Consider the following 22,540-nt stretch of genomic DNA (forward strand, 5'->3'; position numbering starts at 1 on the left):
TTCGCCGCTCAGACCAGCCGTTCCGCGATCCGCGCCGCGCCCTCCGCGGCCGCGGTCGCGGGGCTGTCGGGGGAGACGACCTCAACGTCGCGGTCGAGCTCCTCGGCGAGGCGCTTCTCGAACTCCTCGGTGAGCCCGGGGATACACGCCATGCCGCCGGTTGCGGCGAGGGGGCGCCCGAGCGCCAGCTGGTATGGTTTCATGTGGTCGTTCGCGAGCTCCGGGAGGAACTCGTTGGCGACGACGTCGACCGCCTCGTCGATGTACCGGTCGACCGGCTCGCGGACGCCCCGGTCGACGGTGAACTCGTGGCTTCCGCCGCCCGGCTGCTGGATCACGTCTGTGAACGGCTCGAAGTCGTACACGTCCGCGTGCTCCTCTTTATACTCGCGGGCGGTCGTCCGGTCGATGTGGACGCGGCCCTGGCTCTCCTCCTCGACGGCGGCGACGATCCGGCGGTCGACCTCGTTACCCGTCACCGAGCCGGTCGAGAACGGCGAGAGCTGCTCGCCGCGCCGGTAGGCGCACGCCTCCATCGTCGTCGACCCGAGGTTCACCGAGACGAACACCTCGTCGATCGCGTCAAGGTCGTCGCCGTAGGCGGGGATCGCCCCGCACAGCGACTCGGGGTAGCTCCGGGTCTCGACCTGGCCGATGGAGGAGCCCTCGATCACCGACTTGAGGTTCTCGACGCCCGCCTCGTTGTCGATGGTCGGCACCGCGTAGACGACCGCGCTGTCCTCGGGCACGTCGTAGGCATCTACGATGGCCTCGAAGAAGCGCTCTGCGTCCGCGACGCTGTCGTCGTCCTCGGGGAGGCCTGACCGCAGCATGAAGCGCACGCGGTCGGGGTACTCGACCGCGGCCTCCTCGCCGAACAGCACCTTTTCTTCGCCGGTGATGGCGTCCTCGTAGGTCGCCAGACAGGTCAGCACCGAGTGGCGCTCCCGTCCGCCCCGCCCGTCGGGAACGTCGAGCACCGTTCGGGTGCTGCCGAGTTTTACGCCGACCGCTGCCGATTCGTCCGATTCGTTGATGTCCGTGGATTCGTCGTCGCTCATTGGTCACTCGCACACGAAGCGATCCGGACGATGGAGACGAGACTGATCCGGTGGTCCGCCGGCGTGAACGGCCGGTCGCGCGTCGGGGCGTCGAACCCCTCCAGCCGGCGCGTCAGCGCCGCGACCGCGTCGTCGCCGACCCAGTCGAGCTCGCCGTAGTAGGACAGCACGTCCCGGCTCCGCACGTGGCCGCCGACGTCGACGAGGTAGCCGAGCCACTCGCCGATCTCGCGTTCCGCCGCGGGCGACGCCGGGATCGCCGTCAGGTACGGCCGATCCGCGGGGTCGTCGCCGTCGAACCGCGCACCACGCTGACGCTGGAGCAGCTCCGTGAACGCGGCCGAGCGCGCCGCCTGCTCGGCTCGGTTCCGGTTCGGCCGCCGGAGCGCCCGCTCCCGAGGCGCCCCGTCCGCACCGTCTCGCGGCGCGTCCGCGATCCGGCGCAGCTCCCGTACGTCGTATCGTCGTGGATTCAGACTCATGTTTCCGTCCGTCGTTCGCGTCCGTACCCGAATCCTCACGGCGGGGTCATATGATAGTTAGGCCTCGGTTATCAGCGGTGAGAAACGTCGTGGTGGCACGACCGGCGCCGGGAGCGCTCGCCGCGCGCTCGTGCGCGGACCGTGTGCGGCCGCTCAGTCGACGACGCGGTTCGCGAGCGCGACGCTGCCGGCGGCGAGTGCGGTCCCGGCGACCACGTCGGTCGCCCAGTGGATCCCGAGGAACATCGTCGCCACCACGATGCTCGCGGTGAGGAACGCGGCCACTGGCGTCCACCGCGGGAACTCCTCGTGGGTAAAGACGGCCGCGAGCAGCACCGTCACCGACAGCGCGGTGTGAAGCGAGGGGAAGACGTTCGTCTCGACGTTCACTCGCGCCGTCAGCCGCGTCACGCCGCGGAACCAGTCGAGGAGGAGCGGCTCGACGCTCGCGGCGCTCTGGTCGGCACCGGGCACGTCGCGGTAGCTGCGCGGACCGTACGCGACGACCCCGGCGTAGCAGGCGATCGCGAACGCGTAGTTGACCGCGTACGCCGCGATCAGTCGCTTCAGCGGTCGCAGATTCCGGGCGAACGCGTACGCCACGAGCGGGAACGAGAGCAACACGACGTAGCCGACGACGTATATCGGTCCGAAGTAGTACACCGCGGCCCGCGGGATCGCGTCCTGTATCGCGGCCACGAGGTCGCCCTCCACAGCGTAGATGGCAGTCGTCGCGCGGTAGCCGTACTCGAACGAGAACGCTTCCAGCCGTCGAAGCAGGCCCTTGTTGACGGCGAGCACGAGCGCGAGTCCGCCGACGTACGGCGCGATTCTGCGCGCGCGCTCGCGGAGCAGTTCGCGGTCCGCGAGGACGCTCCGGACTCGATCGCGGCCGACACACGCCGGTAGCAGCGCGGCGAACGCGGCGACCACGGCGGCGAGGACGACGCCGAGGAGCCGGAGGAACTCGACCGGGAGTTGCTCGATCATCGACTACGTCTCACCCGTCATCCGTCGGTACGAGGCCAGGACCGGACCGGTATTACTCCCTCGGTAGCGGTGGGTCGGTCCGCGTCTCCGACGACCGCCGCGCTCCGCACCGCCCCGTCGACTCAGTCCGACTCTGCCCACGGGAGCGGCTCGGTACACCAGTGACAGAATTCGAGGTCGGCGTCGATCTCCTTGCCGCAGTTGGGACAGGTCACGTCGACGGACTCGCCGTCCTCGCCGCTCACGGCCGCGACCGGCGCGGCGTGACCGGCTCCCGCCCCGTCGTCGCCGTCGGCGCGCTCGACCTGACGCCGCATCGCCTCGGCGGTGGCGGCGCGCTCGCGCTCCGCGACGACGGTCCGGCCGACGAGGTACGCGTCGAGCGCCGACAGCAGCGACAGGAGCGCGATCGGCAGCGCCACGTCCGGGGGGACCGCGGCCGACACCGCCGCGGGGTCGGCGAGAGGGTCGACCGGTTCGACGTCGTACAGGGCAAACAGCGCGACGCCGCCGCCGATGATCGTCAGGTGCCACAGCAGCGCCCGGCCCCACCGGCGCAGCGAGAGGTGGCCGAGCCCCGGGAGGACCAGCGCGAGCACGGCGGCGAGGACGGGACGCAACTGGCTTCGCATACGGCCCGGGTTCGATCGGCCCGTACTTAGGCCTGCGGTGTCGCACCGAGCGACCGCGGCCGGGCGGTCGCTCTCGTCGCGCGGACGCCCCGGGGATCCCGTCGCGGATAACAACCGTTAATCGCCGCCCGGTCGTCGGCCGCGACATGAGCAGCCAGCGGGCGACCGCGTTCGTCCCGGGTCACGTCACCGCCTTCTTCAGCGCGCACCGCGACGACGACCCGACCGTCGCCGGGTCGCGCGGCGCGGGCGTGACGCTCACCGACGGCGTGACGGTCCGAGTGTCGGCGGCGGACGACGGGGACACGGTGGCGGACGACGCCGCCGCTGGGGAGACGACCATCGACGGCGAGGTCGGTTCGATCGGCGCGGTCGACGACGTGCTCGCCGAACTGGACGCGACCGCCGCCGACGTGGCGGTCGAGACCGACCTCCCGATCGGCGCGGGCTTCGGCGTCTCGGGCGCCGCGGCGCTCGGGGCCGCGCTCGCGGCGAACGACGCGTTCGACCGGGGGCGCTCCGAGAACGAGCTCGTCCGCGTCGCCCACGCCGCGGAGGTCGACCGCGGGACCGGCCTCGGCGACGTGGTCGCGCAGGCGCGCGGCGGGGTCCCGGTCCGGCTCGAACCCGGCGCGCCGGGCGTCGGCGAGCTCGACGGTGTGCCGGCGAGCGCGCGCGTCGAGTACGTCACGTTCGGCGAGCTGTCGACCGAGGAGGTACTCGGCGGCGACACGGACGCCCTCTCGGCGGCCGGCGAGGACGCGCTCGACCGGCTTCGGGCGGACCCGCGGCTCCCGACGCTGATGGACGCGGCCCGCGGATTCGCCGGCGAGGCTGATCTCCTCGTTCCCGAGGTGGCCGAGGCGATCGACGCGGTCGACGCGGCCGGCGGCGAGGCCGCGATGGCGATGCTCGGCCGCACCGTCTTCGCGCTCGGCACCGGGCTCTCCGACGCGGGCTACGACCCCGAGGCCTGCCGGATCGACGCCGCGGGCGCGCGGCTCGTTGACGACTGAGGGCGCCTCGGATCCGAGTATCGGCTCCAGAAGCGGGCGACGACCACAGAAGACGGCGACGACCTCTTCGAGAAGCATCGCGGCAGCGCCGACAGCAACGAGACGATGCCGGAGCGGATGCGTCGACTCCGCGGCGAGTACCCGCGAGAGGTCGATGGCCCACCAGAAACCGACGAGGGTTCCGACGGCGGGACGACGGGTGCCGACCCGTGACGACGGCGGTCGACACGCACGCGTTCCTCGGGCTGCTGTACGACGACGAACGCGCTGACGCAAGCGAGGCGGCGCTCAGGCGCGCGTATCGAGACGGAGCGGTCGTTGCCGCGCCCGTCGTCTACGCCGAACTCGCGGCCGACGGCCGCTTCGCATCGGCCGCCGACCTCGATCGCTTTCTCGCGGACTTCAGCGTCGACGTGACCGAACCCTCGCGCGAGGCGCGCTTCGCCGCGGGCGAGCGGTTCCGGGAATACGTGGACCGCTGTCCGGACGGAATCCAGTGTCCCGCGTGCGGTGAGAAGCGGTCCGTCGACTGCGAGGCGTGCGGCAAGTCGCTCTCACCGCGCCAGCACGTCGCCGCCGATTTCCTCATCGGCGCGCACGCCGCAGTCGACTGCGACGGACTGGTCAGCTTCGACGAGGAGTTCTACTCGACGTACTTCCCGTCGCTGACCGTGTCTCCCGCATGATCGGTTACCGGGTTTCGTCCGGAAAGAGGTCCCGCAAGTCCGGGTGTTCGCGGGGTTCGATCGGCGGTTCTTGACTCCGGGCCGCGGACGGATCGGAGGCGATCCGGTCCCGGATCCGTTGCCACTCCTCGTGGCGACACAGGACGTTCACCGTAATCTCGTCGAGTTCGAACACGGACGCGACCGCCGCCCGGTGGAACCCCTCGCACAGTTGTATCTCCCCGTCCCGTCCGATCGCGACGACCGGTACACCGCCGTCTCTCGAAGCCGCTCTCTCCCGTCGAGGTCCCAGTCGCTGCCCTCGACGCGGCCTCCTCGCAGCGCCCGCCGACGAACAAAGCTTTACCGCGTCGCCTGCCTAGCTCCGGCAAATGGTACTCGACGACCTCGGCACGTCCCTGCGGAGCAGCCTCGACAAGCTCCAGGGGAAGTCCCGACTCTCCGAGAGCGACGTCGAGGAGATCGTCAAGGAGATCCAGCGCTCCCTGCTGTCCGCCGACGTCGACGTCTCCCTCGTGATGGAGCTGTCGGACTCGATCAAGTCCCGCGCGCTCGAAGAGGAGCCGCCGGGCGGCACCACGGCGAAGGACCACGTCCTCAAGATCGTCTACGAGGAGATGGTCGAGTTGGTCGGCGACTCGACCGAGCTCCCCTTAGAAAACCAGACGATCCTCCTCGCCGGCCTCCAGGGGTCGGGGAAGACGACCTCCGCGGCGAAGATGGCGTGGTGGTTCTCGAAGAAGGGGCTCCGGCCCGCGGTCGTCCAGACCGACACCTTCCGGCCGGGCGCGTACGACCAGGCGAAGCAGATGTGCGAGCGCGCGGAGGTCGACTTCTACGGGAACCCCGACAACGACGACCCGGTCGACATCGCCCGCACCGGCCTCGAAGAGACGGCCGACGCGGACGTTCACATCGTCGACACGGCGGGGCGGCACGCACTCGAAGACGACCTCATCGCGGAGATCGAGGAGATCGAAGGCGTTGTCGACCCCGACCGCTCGCTGCTCGTCTTGGACGCCGCGATCGGGCAGGGCGCGAAGGAGCAGGCCCGACAGTTCGAGGAGTCGATCGGCATCGAGGGCGTCGTGATCACCAAGCTCGACGGGACCGCGAAGGGCGGGGGCGCGCTGACCGCGGTCAACGAGACCGACTCCTCGATCGCCTTCCTCGGGACCGGCGAGACGGTCCAGGACATCGAGCGGTTCGAGCCGTCGGGGTTCATCTCCCGGCTGCTCGGCATGGGCGACCTGAAGCAGCTCTCCGAGCGCGTCGAGCGCGCGATGCAGGAGACCCAGGAGGAGGACGAAGACTGGGACCCCGAGGACATGCTTCAGGGCGAGTTCACCCTGAAGGACATGAAACGGCAGATGGACGCGATGAACAAGATGGGGCCGCTCGACCAGGTGATGGACATGATCCCGGGGCTCGGCGGCGGGATGATGGACGAGCTCCCGGACGACGCGATGGACGTCACCCAAGACCGGATGCGCCGCTTCGAGCGCATCATGGACTCGATGACGGAGGAGGAGCTCGAGAACCCGCGCGTCGTCGGCCAGTCGCGCACGGAGCGCATCGCCCGCGGCTCGGGCACCGACGAGGAGACGGTCCGGCAGCTGCTCGAACAGCACTCGATGATGGAACAGACGATCAGCCAGTTCCAAGGGATGGGCGAGGGCGACATGCAGCGCATGATGAAGAAGATGGGCGGCGAGGGCGGCGGCCTCGGCGACATGATGGGCGGCGGCAAGGGCCCGTTCTGAGCGGCGCCGCGAGGCGGTTCCCGTGCGGCTGTCCGCTCCGCCCGGTCGGGGCGACGACAAAACACTTCTGACGGGGGCGAGTTGAGGCCGGCGTGACCGTGCGCGACGTGGTGACCGACAACCTCGGATACGCCCTCCTCGGCGGTCCGGCGGTGGCCGTCCTCTCGGGGCTCGCCGGGGCGTCCGCCCTCGGGACGGCTGGCGGCGTCGCCTGCGGGACGGCGGCGTACGGCCTCGGGTGGGTGCTCGCGGTCCGCCGGTCGACGGGAGACGCCGAACCGCCGTCGGACGCCGACGAGGCCGACGGCCGTCGCGAGGGCGAGCTAGAGGCGCAGAAGGGGTCGTACGGCGGCGGTGGCGGATAGCGCCCGCGCCGGCGTTCGCCATCGCGGCGGCAGGTAACGCGGCACGAGTACAGAGAACGCAACGCGGCGACGGGAGCCCACACGCCGCGCGACCGCGGGCCGCCCGACGCTTCAGACCTTTTATGCCGTCGACCGGGCAAGAACGCCCGATGCGCTCCCGTCGAATCGGCGAGTACGACGCCCTCCTCCTCGTCTCGCTCGTCTGGTTCCTCGGGAAGTTCGTCCGGTACCTCTTCCCGCCGCTGTTCGAGTCGATCCGGGGCGCCTACGGCGTGAGCAACGCGACCGTCGGGACCGCGTTCACCGGCTTCATGATCGTGTACGCGCTGTTACAGTTCCCGAGCGGTGCGGTCGCGGACCGGGTGGGTCCGGTACGGGTGATCGTCGCCGGCGCGCTCGTCGCGGGCGCGGGGTCGCTCGCGTTGGTGGTCGACGCCCCCTTCGCCGCGCTGGTGGCCGCGATGCTCGTCATCGGCGCGGGGACGGGCGTCCACAAGACCGTCTCGGTGCGGCTGATCGCCCGCGTGTACCCCGCTCGCACCGGGCGGATGCTCGGCGCGCACGACACGCTCGGCGCGATGGGCGGGGTCGCCGCGCCCGCGGTCGTCGTCGCCGTCCTCTCGGCGCCGCCCGCGCTCGCGGCCGTCCTCGCGCGCCTGCCCGGCGCCGACTGGCGCGCCCCCTTCCTGCTCACCGGGACGCTCGCCGTCGCGCTCGCGGCCGTCGCCGCGGTCCGGCTCGCCGGATCCCCGGCGGCGACGGGGGCGGCGGACGAGGGCGACGACGGCGGCGATCCGGGGGCGCGCGACTACCTCCGGCTGTTCGGGGACGCCCGGTTCGCGGCGTTCGTCCTCGTGACGGTCGGCTTCTCGTTCGCCTACAACGGCCTCGTCGCGTTCCTGCCGCTGTACCTCTCCGAGGCGGTCGAGCTCACGAGCCCGACGGCGAGCCTGCTGTACTCGCTCGTGTTCGCGATGACGCTCGTCCAGCTCGTCACCGGCGATCTCTCTGACCGCGTCGGCCGCTTCCCCGTGATGGTCGCCACGCTCGGGCTGGCGGCCGCGACGCTCGTCGCCCTCGTCTCGCTCCCCGCGCTCGGCGGCGGCGCGCTCGCGGCCGGCGCGGTCGTCGCCGCCTTCGGCCTCGGGTCGCACGGCTTCCGCCCGGTCCGGGGCGCCTACCTGATGGAGCTGCTCCCCGAGCGGCTCGCCGGCGGCGGCCTCGGCGTGGTCCGGACGCTGCTCATGGGGGCCGGCGCGCTCGCGCCGAGCGCGGTCGGCGTCGTGGCCGACGCCGCCGGGTTCCGCCCGGCGTTCGCGCTGCTGGCCGTGTCGATGGGGGTCGCGGCGGCCGTCGCAGCCGGGCTCTGGCTGACCGAGTCGAGGGAGTGACGGCCGCTCACGCCTCGCCGTCGGTCTCGCGCAGGATGAACGGGCCGACTGAGAGGGTGCGCTTCGTCACCGTCGCGATCCGGAGGATGTAGGCTAAAAGCAGCGCGAACGGGACGAGCGAGACGGCGGCTGCGAGCGCCACCCAGAACGCGACGGCCTCGACGCCGAGGATAGACCCGGCGTAGCGCTCGGCGTCGAAGAAGGCGACCATCGCCGCCGCCGTCAGCAGCGCCGGGACGGCGGACACGAGCATCCGCCGCGAGAGGTCGATCAGCTCCCACTGGAAGTACAGCGTCTTGAAGTGTTCACAGGCGGGGCCGAACAGCCGCAGCGTCTCAATCAGGTCGTCGAGCGCCGCCGCCGCGGTCTCGTTCAGCGCCTCGCCGTGGCGCTCGCGGAGCCGCCGGGCCGCGAACAGCTTCCACGAGTAGTTGAAGTCGAGGACCGCCGATATCACCTCGAACGCGCCGAACTGAGCCCCGTCGAGCCCGTCCGTCGTCCGGACAGCGTTCTCCGCGACGGCGTCGGTCAGGTCGTCGGTCGCCCGGGCCAACTCCGCGTCGGTCGTCCCGGAGACGGCCTCGCGGAGGGCGGTCGCGCGGTCGCTCGCCGTCCGGACGAGCGCGCCGAGGAACGCCGCCGGCTCGGCGGGGCTGACCGGCTCGCCGAGGACGGCCGCCGCGTCGTCCCGGAACGCCATCGCGCCGTCCATGCGCTCGCGCTGGTCGCCGACGGCGCCGAGCTCCTGTGAGAGCACGAGCTGGTTCAGCGTGAGCACGAGCGTGACGCCGGTGATCGTGGCCGTGAGGAGCCCTTGGAACAGCGTGTCGACGGAGTCGCCGCCGCGGAGGGTCTCGGCGGCGCCGGGCAGGACGGCCCCGGCCGCCACCAGTCCGAGGAAGACGAGCGAGAGGATGACGGCCGTGACGAGCCGTCGGTCGGCGTCGAGCAGGAGCCACAGCGCGACGCGGCTCCTATCGGCGCGCTCGCGGACGCTGTCGTCCGGCGCGTCGCCCGTCTCGGCCATGTCTCGGAGTCCCGGGCCGGGGCGAAAAAGCCTCCGGGGTCGCCTCCGAACGCCGCCCCGGCGCGCGCCCACCTCAGTCGAGCGTTCCGGGATCGAACGCCGCCGGGTCGAACTCGTGCTCGCGGAGTCGGTCGGGATCGACCGCGCGCAGCACGGACTCGTCCGTCGCCTCGAGGACGACCGGCGGGGCGACGCCCGCCTCGGCGGCCTCCAGCCACCGGCCGACGCAGAGGCACCAGCGGTCGCCCGGCTCCAGCCCGGGGAACTCGAACTCGGGGCGGGGCGTGATCAGGTCGTTGCCGCGGTCGCGGCTGTACCGAAGGAACTCGGCCGTGACGACCGCACAGAGCGTGTGCTCGCCGGCGTCGCCGTCCACGTCGCGACAGTGTCCGTCCCGCAGGTAGCCGGTCGTCGGGTCGCGGCCGCAGGGGGCCAGTTCGCCCCCGAGGACGTTTCGGTCCGCCGTGCCGTCGGCGCCGCCGTGGTCGCTCGACATACTACCGGGTTCGGTCTCGGTCGGAATAAGCGACCGGTCGACGTGGCCCGCGGACGGCGCCGATCGCGGGCGTTCGCCCGGCGGTATAAGTGCCGTCCCGCCGAACGGTCGCGTGATGAGCCGGAACGACGAGGTCGCGACGCGGTTGGAGGAGTTCGCCGACCTCCTCGAGGCGACGGGCGTCGAGTACAAACCGACCGCCTACCGACGGGCGGCCGAGAACGTCCGCGACCACCCGGCGCCGATCGAGGGGCTCGCGGCCGACGGCGAGGACGCGGTCGCCGAGATCGACCGCGTCGGCGACGCCATCGCCGCGAAGATCGTCGAGTACGTCGAGACCGGCGAGATCGGAGAATTAACCGAGCTCCGCGAGGAGCTGCCCGTCGACATGGCCGGGCTGACCGCGGTGGAGGGCGTCGGGCCGAAGACGGTCGGCTCGCTGTACGACGCGCTCGGGATCAGCGACCTCGACGAGCTGGAGACCGCCGCCGAGGCGGAGGAGATCCGGGAGGTCTCCGGCTTCGGGGCCAAGACGGAGGAGAACATCCTCGACAACATCCCGTTCGCGCGCGAGGCCCGCGAGCGGACCCGCCTCGGCGACGCCCGGCCGGTCGCGGACGACGCGCTCGCGTACCTCGCCGACCGCGACGCCGTCGAGTCGGTCGAGGTGTGCGGCTCGATCCGGCGGTGGAAGCCGACGATCGGGGACATCGACCTGCTCGTCGCCAGCGAGGAGCGCGATCCAATCGTCGAGGCGTTCACCGACTGGGAGGCCGCGGACGCGACGATCGAGGCGGGCACCGGGAAGGCGAGCGTGCGCGCGGACGGCACCCGCGTCGACCTCCGGATCGTCGACCCCGGCGAGTTCGGCGCCGCGCTCCAGTACTTCACCGGGTCGCGGGCACATAACGTCGCCGTCCGCAACCACGCGATCGACCGCGGGCGCAAGCTGAACGAGTACGGGCTCTTCGACGTGAGCGACGCGGAGGGCGAGGCGGCCGACGACGACGCGGAAGGCGAGGCGGCCGACGGAGCCGCCGCGGACGGCGCGGAGGCCGACGCGACGCGTGCCGGCGAGCGCATCGCGGGGGAGAGCGAGGACGAGGTCTACCGCGCGCTCGACATGGACCCGGTCCCGCCGGAGCTCCGGGAGGACCGCGGCGAGGTCGAGGCCGCCGCCGAGGGTCGCCTGCCGCCGCTCGTCGGGCCGGACGAGCTCCGCGGCGACCTCCACACCCACACCGACTGGTCCGACGGCGGTTTCTCGATCGCCGAGATGGCCGCGGCGGCCGAAGAACGCGGCTACGACTACCACGTCGTCACCGACCACGCGACCGGACCGGGAATGGTGGGCGGCGTCGGGCTCGACGAGTCCGACATCGAGGCGCAGGCCGCGGCGGTCGCCGAGGCGGCCGACGAAGTCGATATCCCGCTCCTCCACGGGATCGAGGCGAACATCGACGCCGGCGGCGACCTCTCGACCGACGACGAGACGCTCGCCGCCCTCGACTTGGTCGTCGCGTCGCCGCACGCCGCGCTCGGGCAGGACGCCGAGGCGGCCACCGAGCGACTGGTCCGGGCGGTCGAGCACCCTCACGTCGACGTGCTCGGCCACCCGACCGGCCGGTTGATCAACGAGCGACCGGGGCTCGACCCGGACGTGGAAGCGGTCGCCGAGGCGGCGTCCGCGTCGGGCACCGCCATCGAGGTGAACGCGAACCCCGCCCGGCTCGACGCCGACGGCGAGTTCGTCCGGGCCGCGGTCGAGGCGGGCGCGACGATCGCCGTCAACACCGACGCGCACGCCCCGCGCGAACTCGACAACGCGCGGTACGGCGTCCACACCGCGCGGCGGGGGTGGGCGCGGGCCGCCGACGTGCTCAACGCGCGCTCGCTCGACGGGCTCCGGTCGTTCCTGCTGTAGATGACGGACCGGGACGGGAGCGCCCCCTCGGCCGCCGACCGCCCGCCGGTCCTGCTCGACGTGATGTGCGGGAAGCTCGCCACCTACCTCCGGCTCTGCGGGTACGACGCCGCCTACGCGCTCGACCGGGGGACCGAGGCCGACGACCGGCTCCGCGAGGTCGCGGCCGCCGAGGACCGCGTCCTCCTCACTCGGGACCGCGACCTCGCGGACCGCGCCCCCCGCGGCGACCCCGCCGTCGACGCCGTCCTCCTCGCCGAGCGCGACGTGCTCGACCAGCTCCGGGAACTCGCCGCCGCCGGTCTCCGCGTCGAACTCGCCGACGAGCCGACGCGGTGCGGCTCGTGTAACGGGCCCGTCGAGCGCGTCGACTCGCTCGAAGTCGGCGACCCGTCGGCCGACCGTCCGGAGTACGTCCCGGACGACGTAGGGTCGGAGCGCCCGGGGTGGCGCTGCACCGAGTGCGGCCAGTGGTTCTGGAAAGGGGGGCACTGGGACGACGTGGCGGCGCGGCTCGACGAGATCTGACCGCCCCGCCGAGCGTAACCGGTTTGCCCGCCCGACGCGTAGTCGTCGCCAATGGAACGCGAAGGGGCCGTCGACCGTCTGGAGTCGCTCGTCGACCGCGTCGCGGGCGAACCGATGCCGGTGCCCGTCCGCGAGGTGTGGGCGTTCGGCGACGTGGCGCTCGGACTCGACCCGGTCGACCGGCTCGACGTCTATCTCACCAAGGACGTGATCATGGGCGGCGACGGCGACGCGGCCGCGGCGTTCGAGGCCGAGTACGGCGTGAAGGGCGTCGGCACCACCGTCGACGCCGAGTGGGCCGAGGCGCACCCGGACCGCGTGCGGACGAGCGACAACGGGTACGCCGCACCAGAGAAGTGCCTCGCGGCCGAACTCCTTGACGACGACGAGCCGATCCACTTGGAGGTGTGTAACGCGGGCTTCGAGGACAACGTCCGGCAGCGCCTGAAGGGCGCGCTCGCCCGGGACGCCTACGAGGAGGTGCTCGACCCCCGCGGGGTCTGCCTGTGGGTCGACGGCGAGCGCGACGACGAGGCCTTCGACCGCCTCCGCGAGGCCTCGCTCGCGATGCCGACGCTACCCGCCGCGCTCGGGATGCTCGGCGCCGACGAGGAGGCCGCGACCGAGGCCGCGGACGTGTTGAAACGACAGCGCACAGAGCAGGAGGGCGCCTCGGTTCGCGGCGACATGGTGTAAGGCGGACGCACCGCGACGCTATTTATAAATCGAACCCGGTGCGGTGGCGCGCGCCTCCGAGCGGCCGCCCTCGGCGGCCGCGAGACAGCACGCGCGAGGGAGTCGGCCGGCCGGAGCGAAGCGGAGGCCGGCCGACGAGGCTGGGGAGGCGTGAGGCGCGGTGCGGGGCGGGACTCAAAGTGGCAGTCGCGAGGGCGAAGCACGGCGCAGTACGCACCGCAGCGAGCAACGCGAGCGAGGAGCGCAACGAGCCGCGCGAGCCCTCGCGGCTGGGGCTTTGGAGGAGTTCGCCGCCGATCTACAACCAGTCATTTATACCCGGACGGCTGGGGCTTTGGCGGTGTCGGCCGCCGATCTGCTACCGTTTATTTATCTATCAAATTCGGAATCAGCCTCTCTGACTTATAAACAACCGCCCGTCGGCGTCGGTTCTGGTTTCCTCTTTCTCTCAGCTCACTCGTCCGACCGTCACGTCGAACGGGACGTACTCGACGCGTTCGTACTCCGCGGCGCCGATGGCGTCGACGACCTCGCGGCCCATCTCGCGCCAGCGCCCGCGGAGGTCGTCGTACGCGCGCTCGGAGGTCGCGGCCACCAACTCGTCGCGGTGGTCGGCCAGCCCCGCGCCGGAGGCCTTCCGCGCCGCCGACCGCAGCGCGGCCTCGGCGTACGGCGGCTCGGTCCGCTTCTCGTGGACGTAGCGCCGAGTGCGCACGTCGACGAGTCCCGCCGCGTCGAACGCCTCGCGGACCCGGTCGCCGAGCGCCACGTCGGTGTCCACCCCGTCGACGTACGCCTCGCGGGCCTCGCGCTCCAGTCGCTCCTCGGCGTCGACCGTCGAGGCCACCCGCACGTCGGCGTTGTCCGGCTCGACCGCGGCGACGAGGTCCCCGGAGACGCGGGCGAGCTCTCGGACCGCGGCGGTCGGGTCCGGGAGGTTGATCAGCAGGGCCTGACAGGCGGCCAGGTCGACCGCGTCGTCATCGACCGGGAGCCGCGTGGCGTCGCCCGCGAGGTAGCCAGTCCGGCCGTCGCTCTCCTCGCGGGCGACCGAGAGGAGCTCTCGGTCCGCGTCGACGCCGAGTACGTCCGCGTCCGTCTCCGCGGCCAGCACGCGGGTCAGCTCTCCGGTACCGCAGCCGACATCGAGGACGCGCTCGCGGCTCGATAGCTCCAAGTCGGCGAGCGCGTCGCGGCCGTCCTCCCACATCCCGCGGCGGGTGTGTTCGAGGTACTCGGCGGAGAAGCGTCGCACGCCCCCGCTTCGGCGCGGGCGAAAATAAACGTCCGGAGATCGACCGCCGCTCGATTCCCGGTCGGGCCGTCACGCCTCGTCGGCGTCCCCCTCGCCGCCGTCCGTCTCCCCTCCGCTGCCGTGGCCGCCGAATCCCAGCATGTCGGCGGCGAGGACGGCGGTCACCCCGGCGCAGTAGCCGACAAACGCGCTGCTCAGCCCGATCGCGGCGAAGCTCACCGTCACGTCGCCGAGCGCCGGGTTCCCGCCGTTGACGCCGGGGACGCCGACCAGCGTCCCGACGAGGACGAACCCCCCGAGGACGACCGCCGGCACGACGCCGACGGTCAGACAGGCCGGTCCCCCGCAGCGCGCGTACGCCCCGGCGGCGGCCAGCGGCCCGGGCGCGTAGAACACTAACGGCGGGAGGAGCCGGTCGGTCAGCGCGGCCGCCGTCGTCGCGCCGACCGACTCGGCGACGAAGGCGGCGACGAGCACGAGGGCCACGACCCCGGCGAATCCGACCACCAGTCCGACCGCGCGGCCGCGGCGACGGCCGACCAGCAGCGCTCTCGTGGTGGACATGCCCGCGGATCGCCCGCGAGATAACTTAAAACTGCGTCGGACGGACGGCGTCCGCGGAGACGGCGACGTCTCGGTCGCGGTGCCTCAGTCGCGCCGGAGTTCGCGCACTCGGTCGATGTTCCACGCGAAGCTCTTTCCGTCCTCGGTCGGCGTCTCCAGCGCGAGCGGCACGTCCGTCAGGTCGGGGTGGTTGAGGAACCGCTCCATCCCCGCCTCGCCGATGTGCCCCTCGCCGATGTGGGCGTGTTCGTCCTTGTTGGTGCCGCACTCGTGTTTCGAGTCGTTGAGGTGGACGTACTCCAAGTGTTCTAACCCGACCACGTCGTCGAACTCGCCGATCGTCTGGTTGACCGCCTCGGGCGTCGAGAGGTCGTAGCCCGCCGCGAACGCGTGTGCGGTGTCGACGCAGACATCGATGTCGGTCTCGGTGCGGTCGATGACCCCCGCGAGGTGCTCGAACTCGCCGCCGAGTTTCGTTCCCGCGCCCGCGTCGCTCTCGATCAGGATCGTCACGCCGTCGGGCACGTCGAGGTCGTCTATCACCGACGCGGCGTTATCGAGGCCGCCCTCGACGCCGGCCCCCGTGTGCGCGCCGAGGTGGACGTTCACGTACGGGATGCCCAGCTTGTCGGCCGCGTCGACCTCTTTTTGCATCGAGTCGAGCGACTTCTCACGGAGCCCCTCCTTCGGCGTACAGAGGTTCACGAGGTAGGAGGTGTGGATCACCCACGGCCCCTCCAAGTCGCGTTCGGTCCCCTCGCGGAACCGTTCGGCCTCCTCGTCGCCGATGTCCGGGTCCTGCCACACCTGCGGCGAGTGGGTGAAGATCTGTCCACAGTTGCCGCCGACCTCGACCTGGTTCGCCACGGCGTTGTCCACGCCGCCGGCGATGGAGACGTGCGCGCCGACCTTGAGACTCATACCGATCACACGGGGGCGGTCGAAAAAGCCCCTTCGGAACCGGGCGGTCCGCGGTCGTTCGCGGTCGTCCCCGCCGTCACCCGCCGCCGCTCCCCGCTTTCCACGTCTTACCGCCGCTCCCCGCTTTCCACGTCTTGCCGCCGCTTCCCGCTTTCCACGTCTTACCGCCGCTCCCCGCTTTCCGCATCTTACGCGCCGCCCCCGGGTCGCGTCCGGGCCCATTCCTCGTTCCGGTACTTCTCCGCGGCGATTTCCTCGGCCCGCTCCAGTTCGTCGTCGGTCCACGACCCGTCCGCGTCGACCGTCGCTCCCGGAGTCGCGTCCGCCCAGTCGGCCAGCGCCGCCTCGACGGTCGCCACCGCGGCCGCGCGGTCGACATCGACCAGTTCGTCCATCCCGACGACCCGGTCTCGGAACGCCTCGGGAGTCACCGACGGATCGGCGAAGACGCCGAGGTGCCGCGGCGCGTCGACCGAGAAGGTCAACGACCCGTGCTGGATCACCGCCTCCCGCTTGCGGTACTGCGCGTTGCCGGCGATCTTGCGGAGCTCGTCGCCCTCCGGTCCCGGGGCCACCACGTCGTGTGCCGGGTGGAGCTCGCGGAGGTAGCAGGCGGGGTGATACAGTTCCGGCATCGACTCGTCGACGTAGTCCGCGTCGACGCCGAGCCGGTCGAAGGCGTCGAGGACCGGCTCGCAAAGAAGGTGGTAGCAGTCGAGCAGTTCGCCCGGCACCGTCTCCGCGGGGACCGCGATAGAGTAGGCGATATCACCCGTTTCGTCGTGGTAGATGCCGCCGCCGCCGGTCTGCCGGCGCGTTGCGTCGATCCCCTCGCGCTCGCAGAATCTCCAGTCGACCGTCTCCGGGTCTTGGTGGCGGCCGAGGGTGAGACAGCTCGGCTCCCAGCGGTAGGTGCGGAGCGTGGCGGGGCCGCCGGCCGCGGCGGTCTCGGCGGCAACCTCGTCTAACGCCATCTGCATTGGGCCGGGGCGGGTCTCCTCGCGGATCAGCCGCCAGTCGACGGCGGGCGCGGTCATGTCGACACCGTCGGCCGCCGCTCCGAAAGCGGTTGCGCTCGGCCCAGCGGTCGGCCCGAACAAAATTCGATATCGCGATATACGCTATACCAGTGGATGTCGTCGAACGCGCGCCCCTTTTACGAATCGCCGGAGTAGGGGCGCGTATGGTGCGAAACGTCGCCGGCGACATGGCCGACCTCGACCCCGAGGACTTCTACCTCCTCTCGGGCGTCGAGCAGGGGATGCGCTTCTCGGAGTGGGTCCGTCGCGACAAGCTCCCGGACTACGCCGACCTGACGCGCGAGGAGGTCGACTACCGCATCGACCGCTGCCTCGACCGCGAGCTGATCGAGCGGAAGACGATCCAGTACGAGGGGTACCAGCTCACCTTCGAGGGGTACGACGCCCTGGCGCTCCGGACGTTCGCGGAGCGGGAGACGATAGACGGCGTGGGGTCGCCGCTCGGGCTCGGCAAGGAGGGCGACGTGTACGAGGCGCAGTCGTTCCGGCCGCTCGCCCTGAAGTACCACCGCGAGGGGTACACCAACTTCCGCGAGGTGAACCGCGAGCGCGAGTACACCGCCGACCGGGACCACGTCTCGTGGCTGTACACCGCGCGCAAGGCGGCCGAGCGGGAGTACGAGGCGATGGAGTCGCTGTATCCGGACGTCTCCGTCCCCCGGCCGGTCGACCACAACCGACACGCCATCGTGATGGAGAAGTTCGCGGGCGTCGAACTTTCGCGCGCGAAGCTCGACCCCGAGCAGGCGGTCGGCGTCCTCGATCTGATCTGCCGCGAACTCGCGACCGCCCACGAACTCGGCTGGATCCACGCCGACGCCTCCGAGCACAACGTCGCGGTCGCCGAGAGCGGGATCACCATCTTCGACTGGCCGCAGGCGGTGCCCGTCGACCACGAGAACGCGCGGGAGTTCCTCGAACGCGACGTGGAGAACCTCGTCCGGTACTTCGGTCGGAAGTACCCGCACGAGGTGCCGCGAGAGGCCGACATCGAGGGCATCGCCGCCGCTATCGCCGACGGCTCGTTCGAGAGCGTGCGGTCGTTCGGCGCCGAATAAAGCGGATAGCGCGATACGAAATCCGGCTTGGCCGCGGTTCGTCCCGCTCGGCTGCCGTTCGTCACGTCCGCACCGGTCCGCGGGGTCTCGCCGACCGTCTGGCGAGGTTTTAGGCATACCTAAGATTCGAAACCGCTTTAATCCTTTAGGGTGGCCTAAATCGTATGCAACCAGACGCGGACCGACTCACCGGCACGCGACGCGACGCGATCAGGTACTGCGGCGCCGTCGCCGGCGCGGGGCTCCTCGCCGGGTGTAGCGGGAGGGAGACGACGCCGAGCGGGTCCGAGAATGAGGCCGGTTCCGCGGACGGAGGCTCCGGCGGCGACTCGCCGGACACGTACACGGCCGCGATGGCCCCGGTGGGCGAGGTCGAGTTCGACGCGGTCCCCGAGAGCGTGTCGGTGTACAGCCTGCTGTACGCCGACCTCGCCGTGGCGCTCGGCCACGGCGGGGCGGTGAACTCTCTCGGGTTCGACGCCGACGCGGGCGGGAACACGCTCGACGCCTACTACGCGAACCTCGACGGCGTCTCCTTCGATCGCGAGGGGATCACGCAGCTCAACTCCGGTTCGAGCGGGGGCATCTCGGTCGACCGCGAGCTCCTCTACGAGCTCGACTCCGACCTCCACCTGGCCGACCCGGCGCTGTTCGCCTCCTTCGACGGCTGGGACGAGGAGGACGTGGCCGAGGTCCGGGAGCGCGTCGGGCCGTGGTTCGGAAACAGCTACAGCCGCCGGCACGCCGCGCCGCCCGAGGCGTACCGCGACCGGTACGAGTACTACACCCTCCCCGAGATCGGCGAGCGGGTCGCCGCCGCGTTCCGAGAGTCGGAACGCTTCGCCGCGCTCGACGCGGTCCGCGAGGACCTGATCGAGACGATCCGGAGCGACCTCCCCCCGGCCGAGGAGCGGCCGACCGTCGCGACGCTCATCTACATGGACGGGACCTACTACCCCTCGCGGACCGACGAGCCGGGGTTCGCGAACGCGCACGTGCGTCCGTTCGACGTGCCCGACGCGTTCGCCGGCGACGACGTCACCTACGAGACGGCATACGACCACGAGCGACTGCTGGAGGTCGACCCCGACGTCGTCCTCCACCAGTACGGGATCGCCTCTTACTACGACGTGGGCGCTGTCCGCGAGGAGCTGTCGGACCACCCGGTCGCCGGCGACCTCTCCGCGATAGCGAACGACCGCTTCTACCCCTCCGGCGATCCGGTTCAGGGCCCGATCATGAACCTGTTCCAGCTGGAGATGACCGCGAAACAGCTGTTCCCGGAGCGGTTCGGTGAGTGGCCGACGTACGAACACGGCGACGACTACCCGGAGATCCCCGCCGACGAACAGCTGTTCGACCGCGGCGAGGTCGCCTCGATCGTCGCCGGAGGGGGCGAATGAGCGGTCCCGCCGAGCCCGAGGCCGCCGACCGCGACGTCGTCGTGGTCGGCTGTGGGCCGGCCGGCTGCGCCGCCGCGGTGTTCGCCGCGCGCGACGGCCTCGACGTGACCGTCTTCGACCGCGGCCGGTCGTCGCTCGCGCGGTGCGCTCACCTCGAGAACTACCCCGGCTTTCCGGCCGGCATCGACGTCGGAATCCTCTCCGACCTCATGCGCGAGCAGGCCGAGCGGGCGGGCTGTGCGGTCGTCGACGACCTCGTCGAGACCGTCGAGCGGGCGACCGACGGCGGGCCCGGAGAGCCCCCCGAGGGCGACGCGCCTCGGTTCGTCGTGACCCCGCAGGAGGGCGACCCGGTCACCGCCCGCCGGGTGGTCGCGGCGACGCGCTATGACGGCGAGTACCTCCGCGGGCTCGACGAGGACGGCGCGATGTTCGAGGCACGCGATCGCGACGGCGAGACGCGCGAGGACTTCGACCGGGAGTACGCGGACCGAGACGGGAAGACGCCGGTCGAGGGGCTGTACGTCGCGTCTCCGTCGGACGCGGACCGGCAGGCGGTCACGGCCGCGGGCCGGGGCGCGCGGGTCGGCAAGCGGGTGGTCGCCGACGCCCGGATCGACGACGGCTGGTGGCCGGCGGCGGCCGAGGGCGTCGACTGGGTCCGCCGCGAGGCCGAGCGCGAGGGCGAGTGGACCGACCGGGAGCGCTGGGTCGAGTGGTTCGACGAGACCCACGCCGACGGCCCGGTCGACCCCGACTCCGAGCGGTTCGCGCGCGTCCGCGAGGCCGCGGTCGACGACGCCCTGTCGGCGTACGTCGACGCGGACGAGGCGGCCGCGCGCGCCGCGGCCGGTCACCGCGCGCTCGCCGAGCGACTCGACCCCGAGGCGGTCGTCGACGCACACGGGCCCGCCGCGCTGCTCGACGCGCTGGACGACGGGGCGGTCGCGGCGTACGCGGGCGGCGACGGGTCGACGCGCCGCGAGCCGACGGAGGCCCGCGATGAGCGGTGAGGGGTCGCGGACCGACGGCGGGCGGGTGACGGGGGGCGAGGGTCGGGCGGTCAGCGGCGAGTCGACCGCGAGGCGACCGGGCGGGCGCGGTCGGCTCGGGTGGCTCTTCGAGCCGCGGCTCGCGACCGTGGCCGCGGTGAGCCTCTTCATAGTCGTCCTCGCGGGGCTCGTTCAGGTGAGCTTCGGGGCATACTCGATGACGGTCGGGCAGGCGTGGCGGGCTGTCCTCGACCCGGCCGTCCTGCTCGACCCGCGGTGGTTCCTCAACTTCCTCCTCGGCGAGGAGCCGATGCGGGCGGTTACGGGGTTCCGGGGCGAGCTGCCGGAGCTCGCGCGCGAGACGCTCGTCGTCTGGAGCATCCGCCTGCCGCGAGTGCTCGTCGCCGTCGTCGTCGGGATGAACCTCGCCGTCTCCGGCGCCATCTTCCAGGCGGTGACGCGCAACGAACTCGCGAGCCCGTTCATCCTCGGCGTCTCCTCGGGCGCCGGGCTGACCATCCTGCTCACGCTCGTCGTGTTCGGCGGGCTCTCGGCGTTCCTCCCGCTGATCGCGGCGCTCGGCGGATCGGTCGCGTTCCTGATCGTCTACGCTATCGCGTGGAAGAACGGGACGAGCCCGGTCCGGCTCGTGCTCGCGGGCGTCATCGTCGGGACCGTCTTCAACAGCCTCCAGACGGGGCTGTTCTTTTTCGCCGACGACATCGGCGTCGTCCAGTCGGCGATCCAGTGGACGACGGGGTCGCTGACGGGGACCGACTGGGAGCAGGTCCGGACCGCGCTCCCGTGGACGCTCGTGGCGGTCGTGCTGTCGCTCGTCGGCTCGCGGCAGCTGAACCTCCTCCTCCTCGGCGAGCAGACGGCGAAGTCGCTGGGGATGTCGATCGAGCGGGTCCGGTTCGCGCTCTCCGGCGTCGCCGTGCTGGCGGCCGCCGCCAGCATCGCGGTGGCGGGGATCGTGAGCTTCGTCGGCCTCATCGTCCCGCACGTGGTCCGGAATCTCGTCGGCAGCGATTACAAGCGGGTGATCGTCGGCTGCCTGTTCGTCGGCCCGGCGCTGATGGTCGGCGCCGACGTCGGCGCGCGCCTCGGGGTGAGCGTCCTAACCGGCGCGGACGCACAGATCCCGGTGGGGATCGTCACCGGGCTGGTCGGCGGCCCGTACTTCCTGTACCTGATGCGGCGGCGGCAGAACGTGGGTGAGCTCTGAGTGTCCATATTCCGTGCGAACGCGACCGAACCGGAGGGATCGAGCGGCAAGACCGAAACGCGCGGCGCGAACGGCCCGCGCGACGGGACCGGACAGACAGGGGCCGGTGACGCGACCGGACCGACCGGAGCCGGCGACGCGACCGACGCGAGCGACCTCAACGCCGAGGACCTCGTGGTGGGCTACCCGACCGCCCCGGAGCCGGTGATCGACGGCGAGTCGATCGCGGCCGAGCCGGGCGCGGTGACGGCGCTCGTCGGGCCGAACGGCTCCGGGAAGAGCACCCTCCTGAAGGGGTTGGCGGACCAGATAGCGCCCGACGACGGCTCGGTCCTGCTCGACGGGCGCGACGTCCAGTCGATGGACGCGAAGCCGCTCGCGAAGCGGCTCGGGCTGCTCTCGCAGGAGCGCACGTCGCCCGAGAGCATCACCGTCGAGGACCTCGTGTACCACGGTCGCTACCCGCACCGGGGGTTCTTCGAGCGGACGACCGAGGAGGACGCTCGCGCGGTCGAGCGCGCAATCGACCTGACGGGCTGCGGCCACCTGCGCGACCGCGAGGTTGGGAGCCTGAGCGGCGGGCAGCGGCAGTTGGCGTGGATCGCGATGGCGTTGGCGCAGGACACCGACGTGCTCCTCTTAGACGAGCCGACGACGTTCCTCGACCTTCACCACCAGATGGAGGTGATGGAGGTAATCGAGACGCTCCGCGACGAGAGCGATGTCACCGTGGTCGTCGTCCTCCACGACATCGAGCAGGCCGCGCGGCTCGCCGACCGCGTGGTCGCGCTCAAGGGCGGGGAAGTCCGGGCGCGCGGCCCGCCGGAGGAGATCGTCACGGAGGACCTGCTCTCCGAGGTGTTCCGCGTCGACGCCGACGTGGTCGACACCGACCGCGGGCCGCGAGTCACGCCGATCCGCGCGCGCCACGAAGAGTGACCGGAACCGGTGCGGGGGAGCGACACGGTTTTAGGTCGCCCTAAAGATCGGAACGGTTAAATTGGTTTAGGCTAGCCTAAAAG

Annotated in this window: 24 protein-coding genes and 1 pseudogene; 14 read left to right on the forward strand and 11 right to left on the reverse strand. The window is 71.7% G+C overall.

Annotated features, from left to right (window positions below):
* Window positions 1-8: 8 nt before the first annotated feature.
* From Z052_RS11335 to Z052_RS11350, 4 genes are all read right to left on the reverse strand, one after another.
* Window positions 9-1,061 (reverse strand): hypothetical protein, encoded by a 1,053-nt coding sequence (locus tag Z052_RS11335; RefSeq protein ID WP_049932418.1) that lies wholly within the window; start codon window positions 1,059-1,061, stop codon window positions 9-11.
* A complete protein-coding gene (locus Z052_RS11340) occupies window positions 1,058-1,543 on the reverse strand; it encodes a FlaD/FlaE family flagellar protein (protein ID WP_049932416.1) in 486 nt (161 codons plus the stop codon). Before Z052_RS11340 ends, Z052_RS11335 begins: the two co-directional genes overlap by 4 nt.
* Window positions 1,544-1,696: 153 nt before the next feature.
* Window positions 1,697-2,533, reverse strand: coding sequence for a phosphatase PAP2 family protein (locus Z052_RS11345; protein WP_049932413.1), 837 nt, complete (start codon window positions 2,531-2,533; stop codon window positions 1,697-1,699).
* 122 nt (window positions 2,534-2,655) lie between these two features.
* Window positions 2,656-3,165, reverse strand: coding sequence for a zinc ribbon domain-containing protein (locus Z052_RS11350; RefSeq protein WP_094519602.1), 510 nt, complete (start codon window positions 3,163-3,165; stop codon window positions 2,656-2,658).
* A 146-nt stretch (window positions 3,166-3,311) separates the two neighbouring features.
* Here Z052_RS11350 and Z052_RS11355 point away from each other — a divergent pair, with 146 nt between their 5' ends.
* The 3 genes and pseudogenes from Z052_RS11355 to Z052_RS11365 all read left to right on the forward strand — a co-directional run bounded on the left by Z052_RS11355 (window position 3,312) and on the right by Z052_RS11365 (window position 4,867).
* Window positions 3,312-4,181 carry a pantoate kinase gene (locus Z052_RS11355; protein WP_049932410.1) on the forward strand — a complete coding sequence of 290 codons (870 nt, stop codon included), beginning with the start codon at window positions 3,312-3,314 and terminating at the stop codon, window positions 4,179-4,181.
* Between the two features lie 12 nt (window positions 4,182-4,193).
* Window positions 4,194-4,394: pseudogene (locus Z052_RS21395) on the forward strand (AbrB/MazE/SpoVT family DNA-binding domain-containing protein); the annotation flags it as partial.
* Window positions 4,391-4,867, forward strand: coding sequence for a PIN domain-containing protein (locus tag Z052_RS11365; RefSeq protein ID WP_094519601.1), 477 nt, complete (start codon window positions 4,391-4,393; stop codon window positions 4,865-4,867). The pseudogene Z052_RS21395 and the gene Z052_RS11365, both read left to right, overlap by 4 nt.
* Before the next feature lie 4 nt (window positions 4,868-4,871).
* On the opposite strand, the gene Z052_RS20985 is transcribed toward Z052_RS11365, so the two are convergent.
* Window positions 4,872-5,042 (reverse strand): hypothetical protein, encoded by a 171-nt coding sequence (locus tag Z052_RS20985; RefSeq protein WP_241897930.1) that lies wholly within the window; start codon window positions 5,040-5,042, stop codon window positions 4,872-4,874.
* 196 nt (window positions 5,043-5,238) lie between these two features.
* On the opposite strand from Z052_RS20985, the gene Z052_RS11375 reads away from it, so the two are divergent.
* The 3 genes from Z052_RS11375 to Z052_RS11385 all read left to right on the forward strand — a co-directional run bounded on the left by Z052_RS11375 (window position 5,239) and on the right by Z052_RS11385 (window position 8,386).
* Window positions 5,239-6,630 (forward strand): signal recognition particle protein Srp54, encoded by a 1,392-nt coding sequence (locus tag Z052_RS11375; RefSeq protein ID WP_049932406.1) that lies wholly within the window; start codon window positions 5,239-5,241, stop codon window positions 6,628-6,630.
* Between the two features lie 92 nt (window positions 6,631-6,722).
* The gene (locus Z052_RS11380; RefSeq protein WP_049932405.1) at window positions 6,723-6,995 is read left to right on the forward strand and encodes a hypothetical protein; all 273 of its coding nucleotides are present in this window, start codon (window positions 6,723-6,725) and stop codon (window positions 6,993-6,995) included.
* Window positions 6,996-7,144: 149 nt separating this feature from the next.
* Entirely contained in the window at window positions 7,145-8,386 is a 1,242-nt protein-coding gene (locus tag Z052_RS11385) for an MFS transporter (protein ID WP_094495250.1), read from the forward strand.
* 7 nt (window positions 8,387-8,393) lie between these two features.
* Here Z052_RS11385 and Z052_RS11390 read toward each other — a convergent pair whose 3' ends face one another.
* Complete coding sequence (locus tag Z052_RS11390) at window positions 8,394-9,413, reverse strand: hypothetical protein (protein ID WP_099289021.1); 1,020 nt, start codon at window positions 9,411-9,413, stop codon at window positions 8,394-8,396.
* Window positions 9,414-9,486: 73 nt separating this feature from the next.
* Window positions 9,487-9,909 (reverse strand): DUF2237 family protein, encoded by a 423-nt coding sequence (locus Z052_RS11395; RefSeq protein WP_049932401.1) that lies wholly within the window; start codon window positions 9,907-9,909, stop codon window positions 9,487-9,489.
* A gap of 115 nt (window positions 9,910-10,024) precedes the next feature.
* Here Z052_RS11395 and Z052_RS11400 point away from each other — a divergent pair, with 115 nt between their 5' ends.
* From Z052_RS11400 to Z052_RS11410, 3 genes are read left to right on the forward strand one after another with little or no spacing between them, the layout of a single operon-like run.
* On the forward strand, window positions 10,025-11,833 hold the full coding sequence (locus Z052_RS11400; RefSeq protein ID WP_099289022.1) for a helix-hairpin-helix domain-containing protein: 1,809 nt from the start codon (window positions 10,025-10,027) through the stop codon (window positions 11,831-11,833).
* Complete coding sequence (locus Z052_RS11405) at window positions 11,834-12,361, forward strand: Mut7-C RNAse domain-containing protein (protein WP_094519598.1); 528 nt, start codon at window positions 11,834-11,836, stop codon at window positions 12,359-12,361.
* Between the two features lie 51 nt (window positions 12,362-12,412).
* Entirely contained in the window at window positions 12,413-13,057 is a 645-nt protein-coding gene (locus Z052_RS11410; protein ID WP_049932397.1) for a hypothetical protein, read from the forward strand.
* 448 nt (window positions 13,058-13,505) lie between these two features.
* On the opposite strand, the gene Z052_RS11415 is transcribed toward Z052_RS11410, so the two are convergent.
* From Z052_RS11415 to Z052_RS11430, 4 genes are all read right to left on the reverse strand, one after another.
* Window positions 13,506-14,312, reverse strand: a complete 807-nt coding sequence (locus tag Z052_RS11415) for a class I SAM-dependent methyltransferase (protein ID WP_086220344.1) — start codon at window positions 14,310-14,312, stop codon at window positions 13,506-13,508.
* Between the two features lie 69 nt (window positions 14,313-14,381).
* On the reverse strand, window positions 14,382-14,876 hold the full coding sequence (locus tag Z052_RS11420; protein WP_094521025.1) for a hypothetical protein: 495 nt from the start codon (window positions 14,874-14,876) through the stop codon (window positions 14,382-14,384).
* 84 nt (window positions 14,877-14,960) lie between these two features.
* Window positions 14,961-15,797, reverse strand: coding sequence for a deoxyribonuclease IV (locus Z052_RS11425; protein ID WP_094521026.1), 837 nt, complete (start codon window positions 15,795-15,797; stop codon window positions 14,961-14,963).
* A 188-nt stretch (window positions 15,798-15,985) separates the two neighbouring features.
* The gene (locus Z052_RS11430) at window positions 15,986-16,834 is read right to left on the reverse strand and encodes a biotin/lipoate A/B protein ligase family protein (RefSeq protein WP_094521027.1); all 849 of its coding nucleotides are present in this window, start codon (window positions 16,832-16,834) and stop codon (window positions 15,986-15,988) included.
* A gap of 146 nt (window positions 16,835-16,980) precedes the next feature.
* Between Z052_RS11430 and Z052_RS11435 the strand changes: the two genes are divergently transcribed.
* From Z052_RS11435 to Z052_RS11455, 5 genes are all read left to right on the forward strand, one after another.
* Window positions 16,981-17,895: a serine/threonine-protein kinase RIO2 gene (locus Z052_RS11435; RefSeq protein WP_049932388.1), complete on the forward strand. Its 915-nt coding sequence runs from the start codon at window positions 16,981-16,983 to the stop codon at window positions 17,893-17,895.
* Between the two features lie 164 nt (window positions 17,896-18,059).
* The gene (locus Z052_RS11440) at window positions 18,060-19,298 is read left to right on the forward strand and encodes an ABC transporter substrate-binding protein (RefSeq protein WP_094521028.1); all 1,239 of its coding nucleotides are present in this window, start codon (window positions 18,060-18,062) and stop codon (window positions 19,296-19,298) included.
* Complete coding sequence (locus tag Z052_RS11445; RefSeq protein WP_099289023.1) at window positions 19,295-20,311, forward strand: FAD-dependent oxidoreductase; 1,017 nt, start codon at window positions 19,295-19,297, stop codon at window positions 20,309-20,311. Before Z052_RS11440 ends, Z052_RS11445 begins: the two co-directional genes overlap by 4 nt.
* Window positions 20,301-21,518: an iron ABC transporter permease gene (locus tag Z052_RS11450; protein WP_099289024.1), complete on the forward strand. Its 1,218-nt coding sequence runs from the start codon at window positions 20,301-20,303 to the stop codon at window positions 21,516-21,518. The genes Z052_RS11445 and Z052_RS11450 overlap by 11 nt, the downstream gene beginning before the upstream one ends.
* Window positions 21,519-22,457, forward strand: coding sequence for an ABC transporter ATP-binding protein (locus Z052_RS11455; RefSeq protein WP_089307965.1), 939 nt, complete (start codon window positions 21,519-21,521; stop codon window positions 22,455-22,457).
* Window positions 22,458-22,540: the final 83 nt, after the last annotated feature.

The sequence above is a fragment of the Halorubrum sp. C191 genome (assembly GCF_002727095.1).
GTDB lineage: Archaea > Halobacteriota > Halobacteria > Halobacteriales > Haloferacaceae > Halorubrum > Halorubrum ezzemoulense.

Coding starts and splice junctions, on each gene's coding strand:
- Z052_RS11385 (WP_094495250.1), top strand. CDS start 7,145: ATGCGCTCCCGTCGAATCGGCGAGTACGACGCCCTCCTCCTCGTCTCG.
- Z052_RS11400 (WP_099289022.1), top strand. CDS start 10,025: ATGAGCCGGAACGACGAGGTCGCGACGCGGTTGGAGGAGTTCGCCGAC.
- Z052_RS11425 (WP_094521026.1), bottom strand. CDS start 15,797: ATGAGTCTCAAGGTCGGCGCGCACGTCTCCATCGCCGGCGGCGTGGAC.
- Z052_RS11375 (WP_049932406.1), top strand. CDS start 5,239: ATGGTACTCGACGACCTCGGCACGTCCCTGCGGAGCAGCCTCGACAAG.
- Z052_RS11435 (WP_049932388.1), top strand. CDS start 16,981: ATGGTGCGAAACGTCGCCGGCGACATGGCCGACCTCGACCCCGAGGAC.
- Z052_RS11430 (WP_094521027.1), bottom strand. CDS start 16,834: ATGACCGCGCCCGCCGTCGACTGGCGGCTGATCCGCGAGGAGACCCGC.
- Z052_RS11450 (WP_099289024.1), top strand. CDS start 20,301: ATGAGCGGTGAGGGGTCGCGGACCGACGGCGGGCGGGTGACGGGGGGC.
- Z052_RS11395 (WP_049932401.1), bottom strand. CDS start 9,909: ATGTCGAGCGACCACGGCGGCGCCGACGGCACGGCGGACCGAAACGTC.
- Z052_RS11390 (WP_099289021.1), bottom strand. CDS start 9,413: ATGGCCGAGACGGGCGACGCGCCGGACGACAGCGTCCGCGAGCGCGCC.
- Z052_RS11350 (WP_094519602.1), bottom strand. CDS start 3,165: ATGCGAAGCCAGTTGCGTCCCGTCCTCGCCGCCGTGCTCGCGCTGGTC.
- Z052_RS11410 (WP_049932397.1), top strand. CDS start 12,413: ATGGAACGCGAAGGGGCCGTCGACCGTCTGGAGTCGCTCGTCGACCGC.
- Z052_RS11445 (WP_099289023.1), top strand. CDS start 19,295: ATGAGCGGTCCCGCCGAGCCCGAGGCCGCCGACCGCGACGTCGTCGTG.
- Z052_RS11405 (WP_094519598.1), top strand. CDS start 11,834: ATGACGGACCGGGACGGGAGCGCCCCCTCGGCCGCCGACCGCCCGCCG.
- Z052_RS11345 (WP_049932413.1), bottom strand. CDS start 2,533: ATGATCGAGCAACTCCCGGTCGAGTTCCTCCGGCTCCTCGGCGTCGTC.
- Z052_RS11440 (WP_094521028.1), top strand. CDS start 18,060: ATGCAACCAGACGCGGACCGACTCACCGGCACGCGACGCGACGCGATC.
- Z052_RS11420 (WP_094521025.1), bottom strand. CDS start 14,876: ATGTCCACCACGAGAGCGCTGCTGGTCGGCCGTCGCCGCGGCCGCGCG.
- Z052_RS11335 (WP_049932418.1), bottom strand. CDS start 1,061: ATGAGCGACGACGAATCCACGGACATCAACGAATCGGACGAATCGGCA.
- Z052_RS11355 (WP_049932410.1), top strand. CDS start 3,312: ATGAGCAGCCAGCGGGCGACCGCGTTCGTCCCGGGTCACGTCACCGCC.
- Z052_RS11340 (WP_049932416.1), bottom strand. CDS start 1,543: ATGAGTCTGAATCCACGACGATACGACGTACGGGAGCTGCGCCGGATC.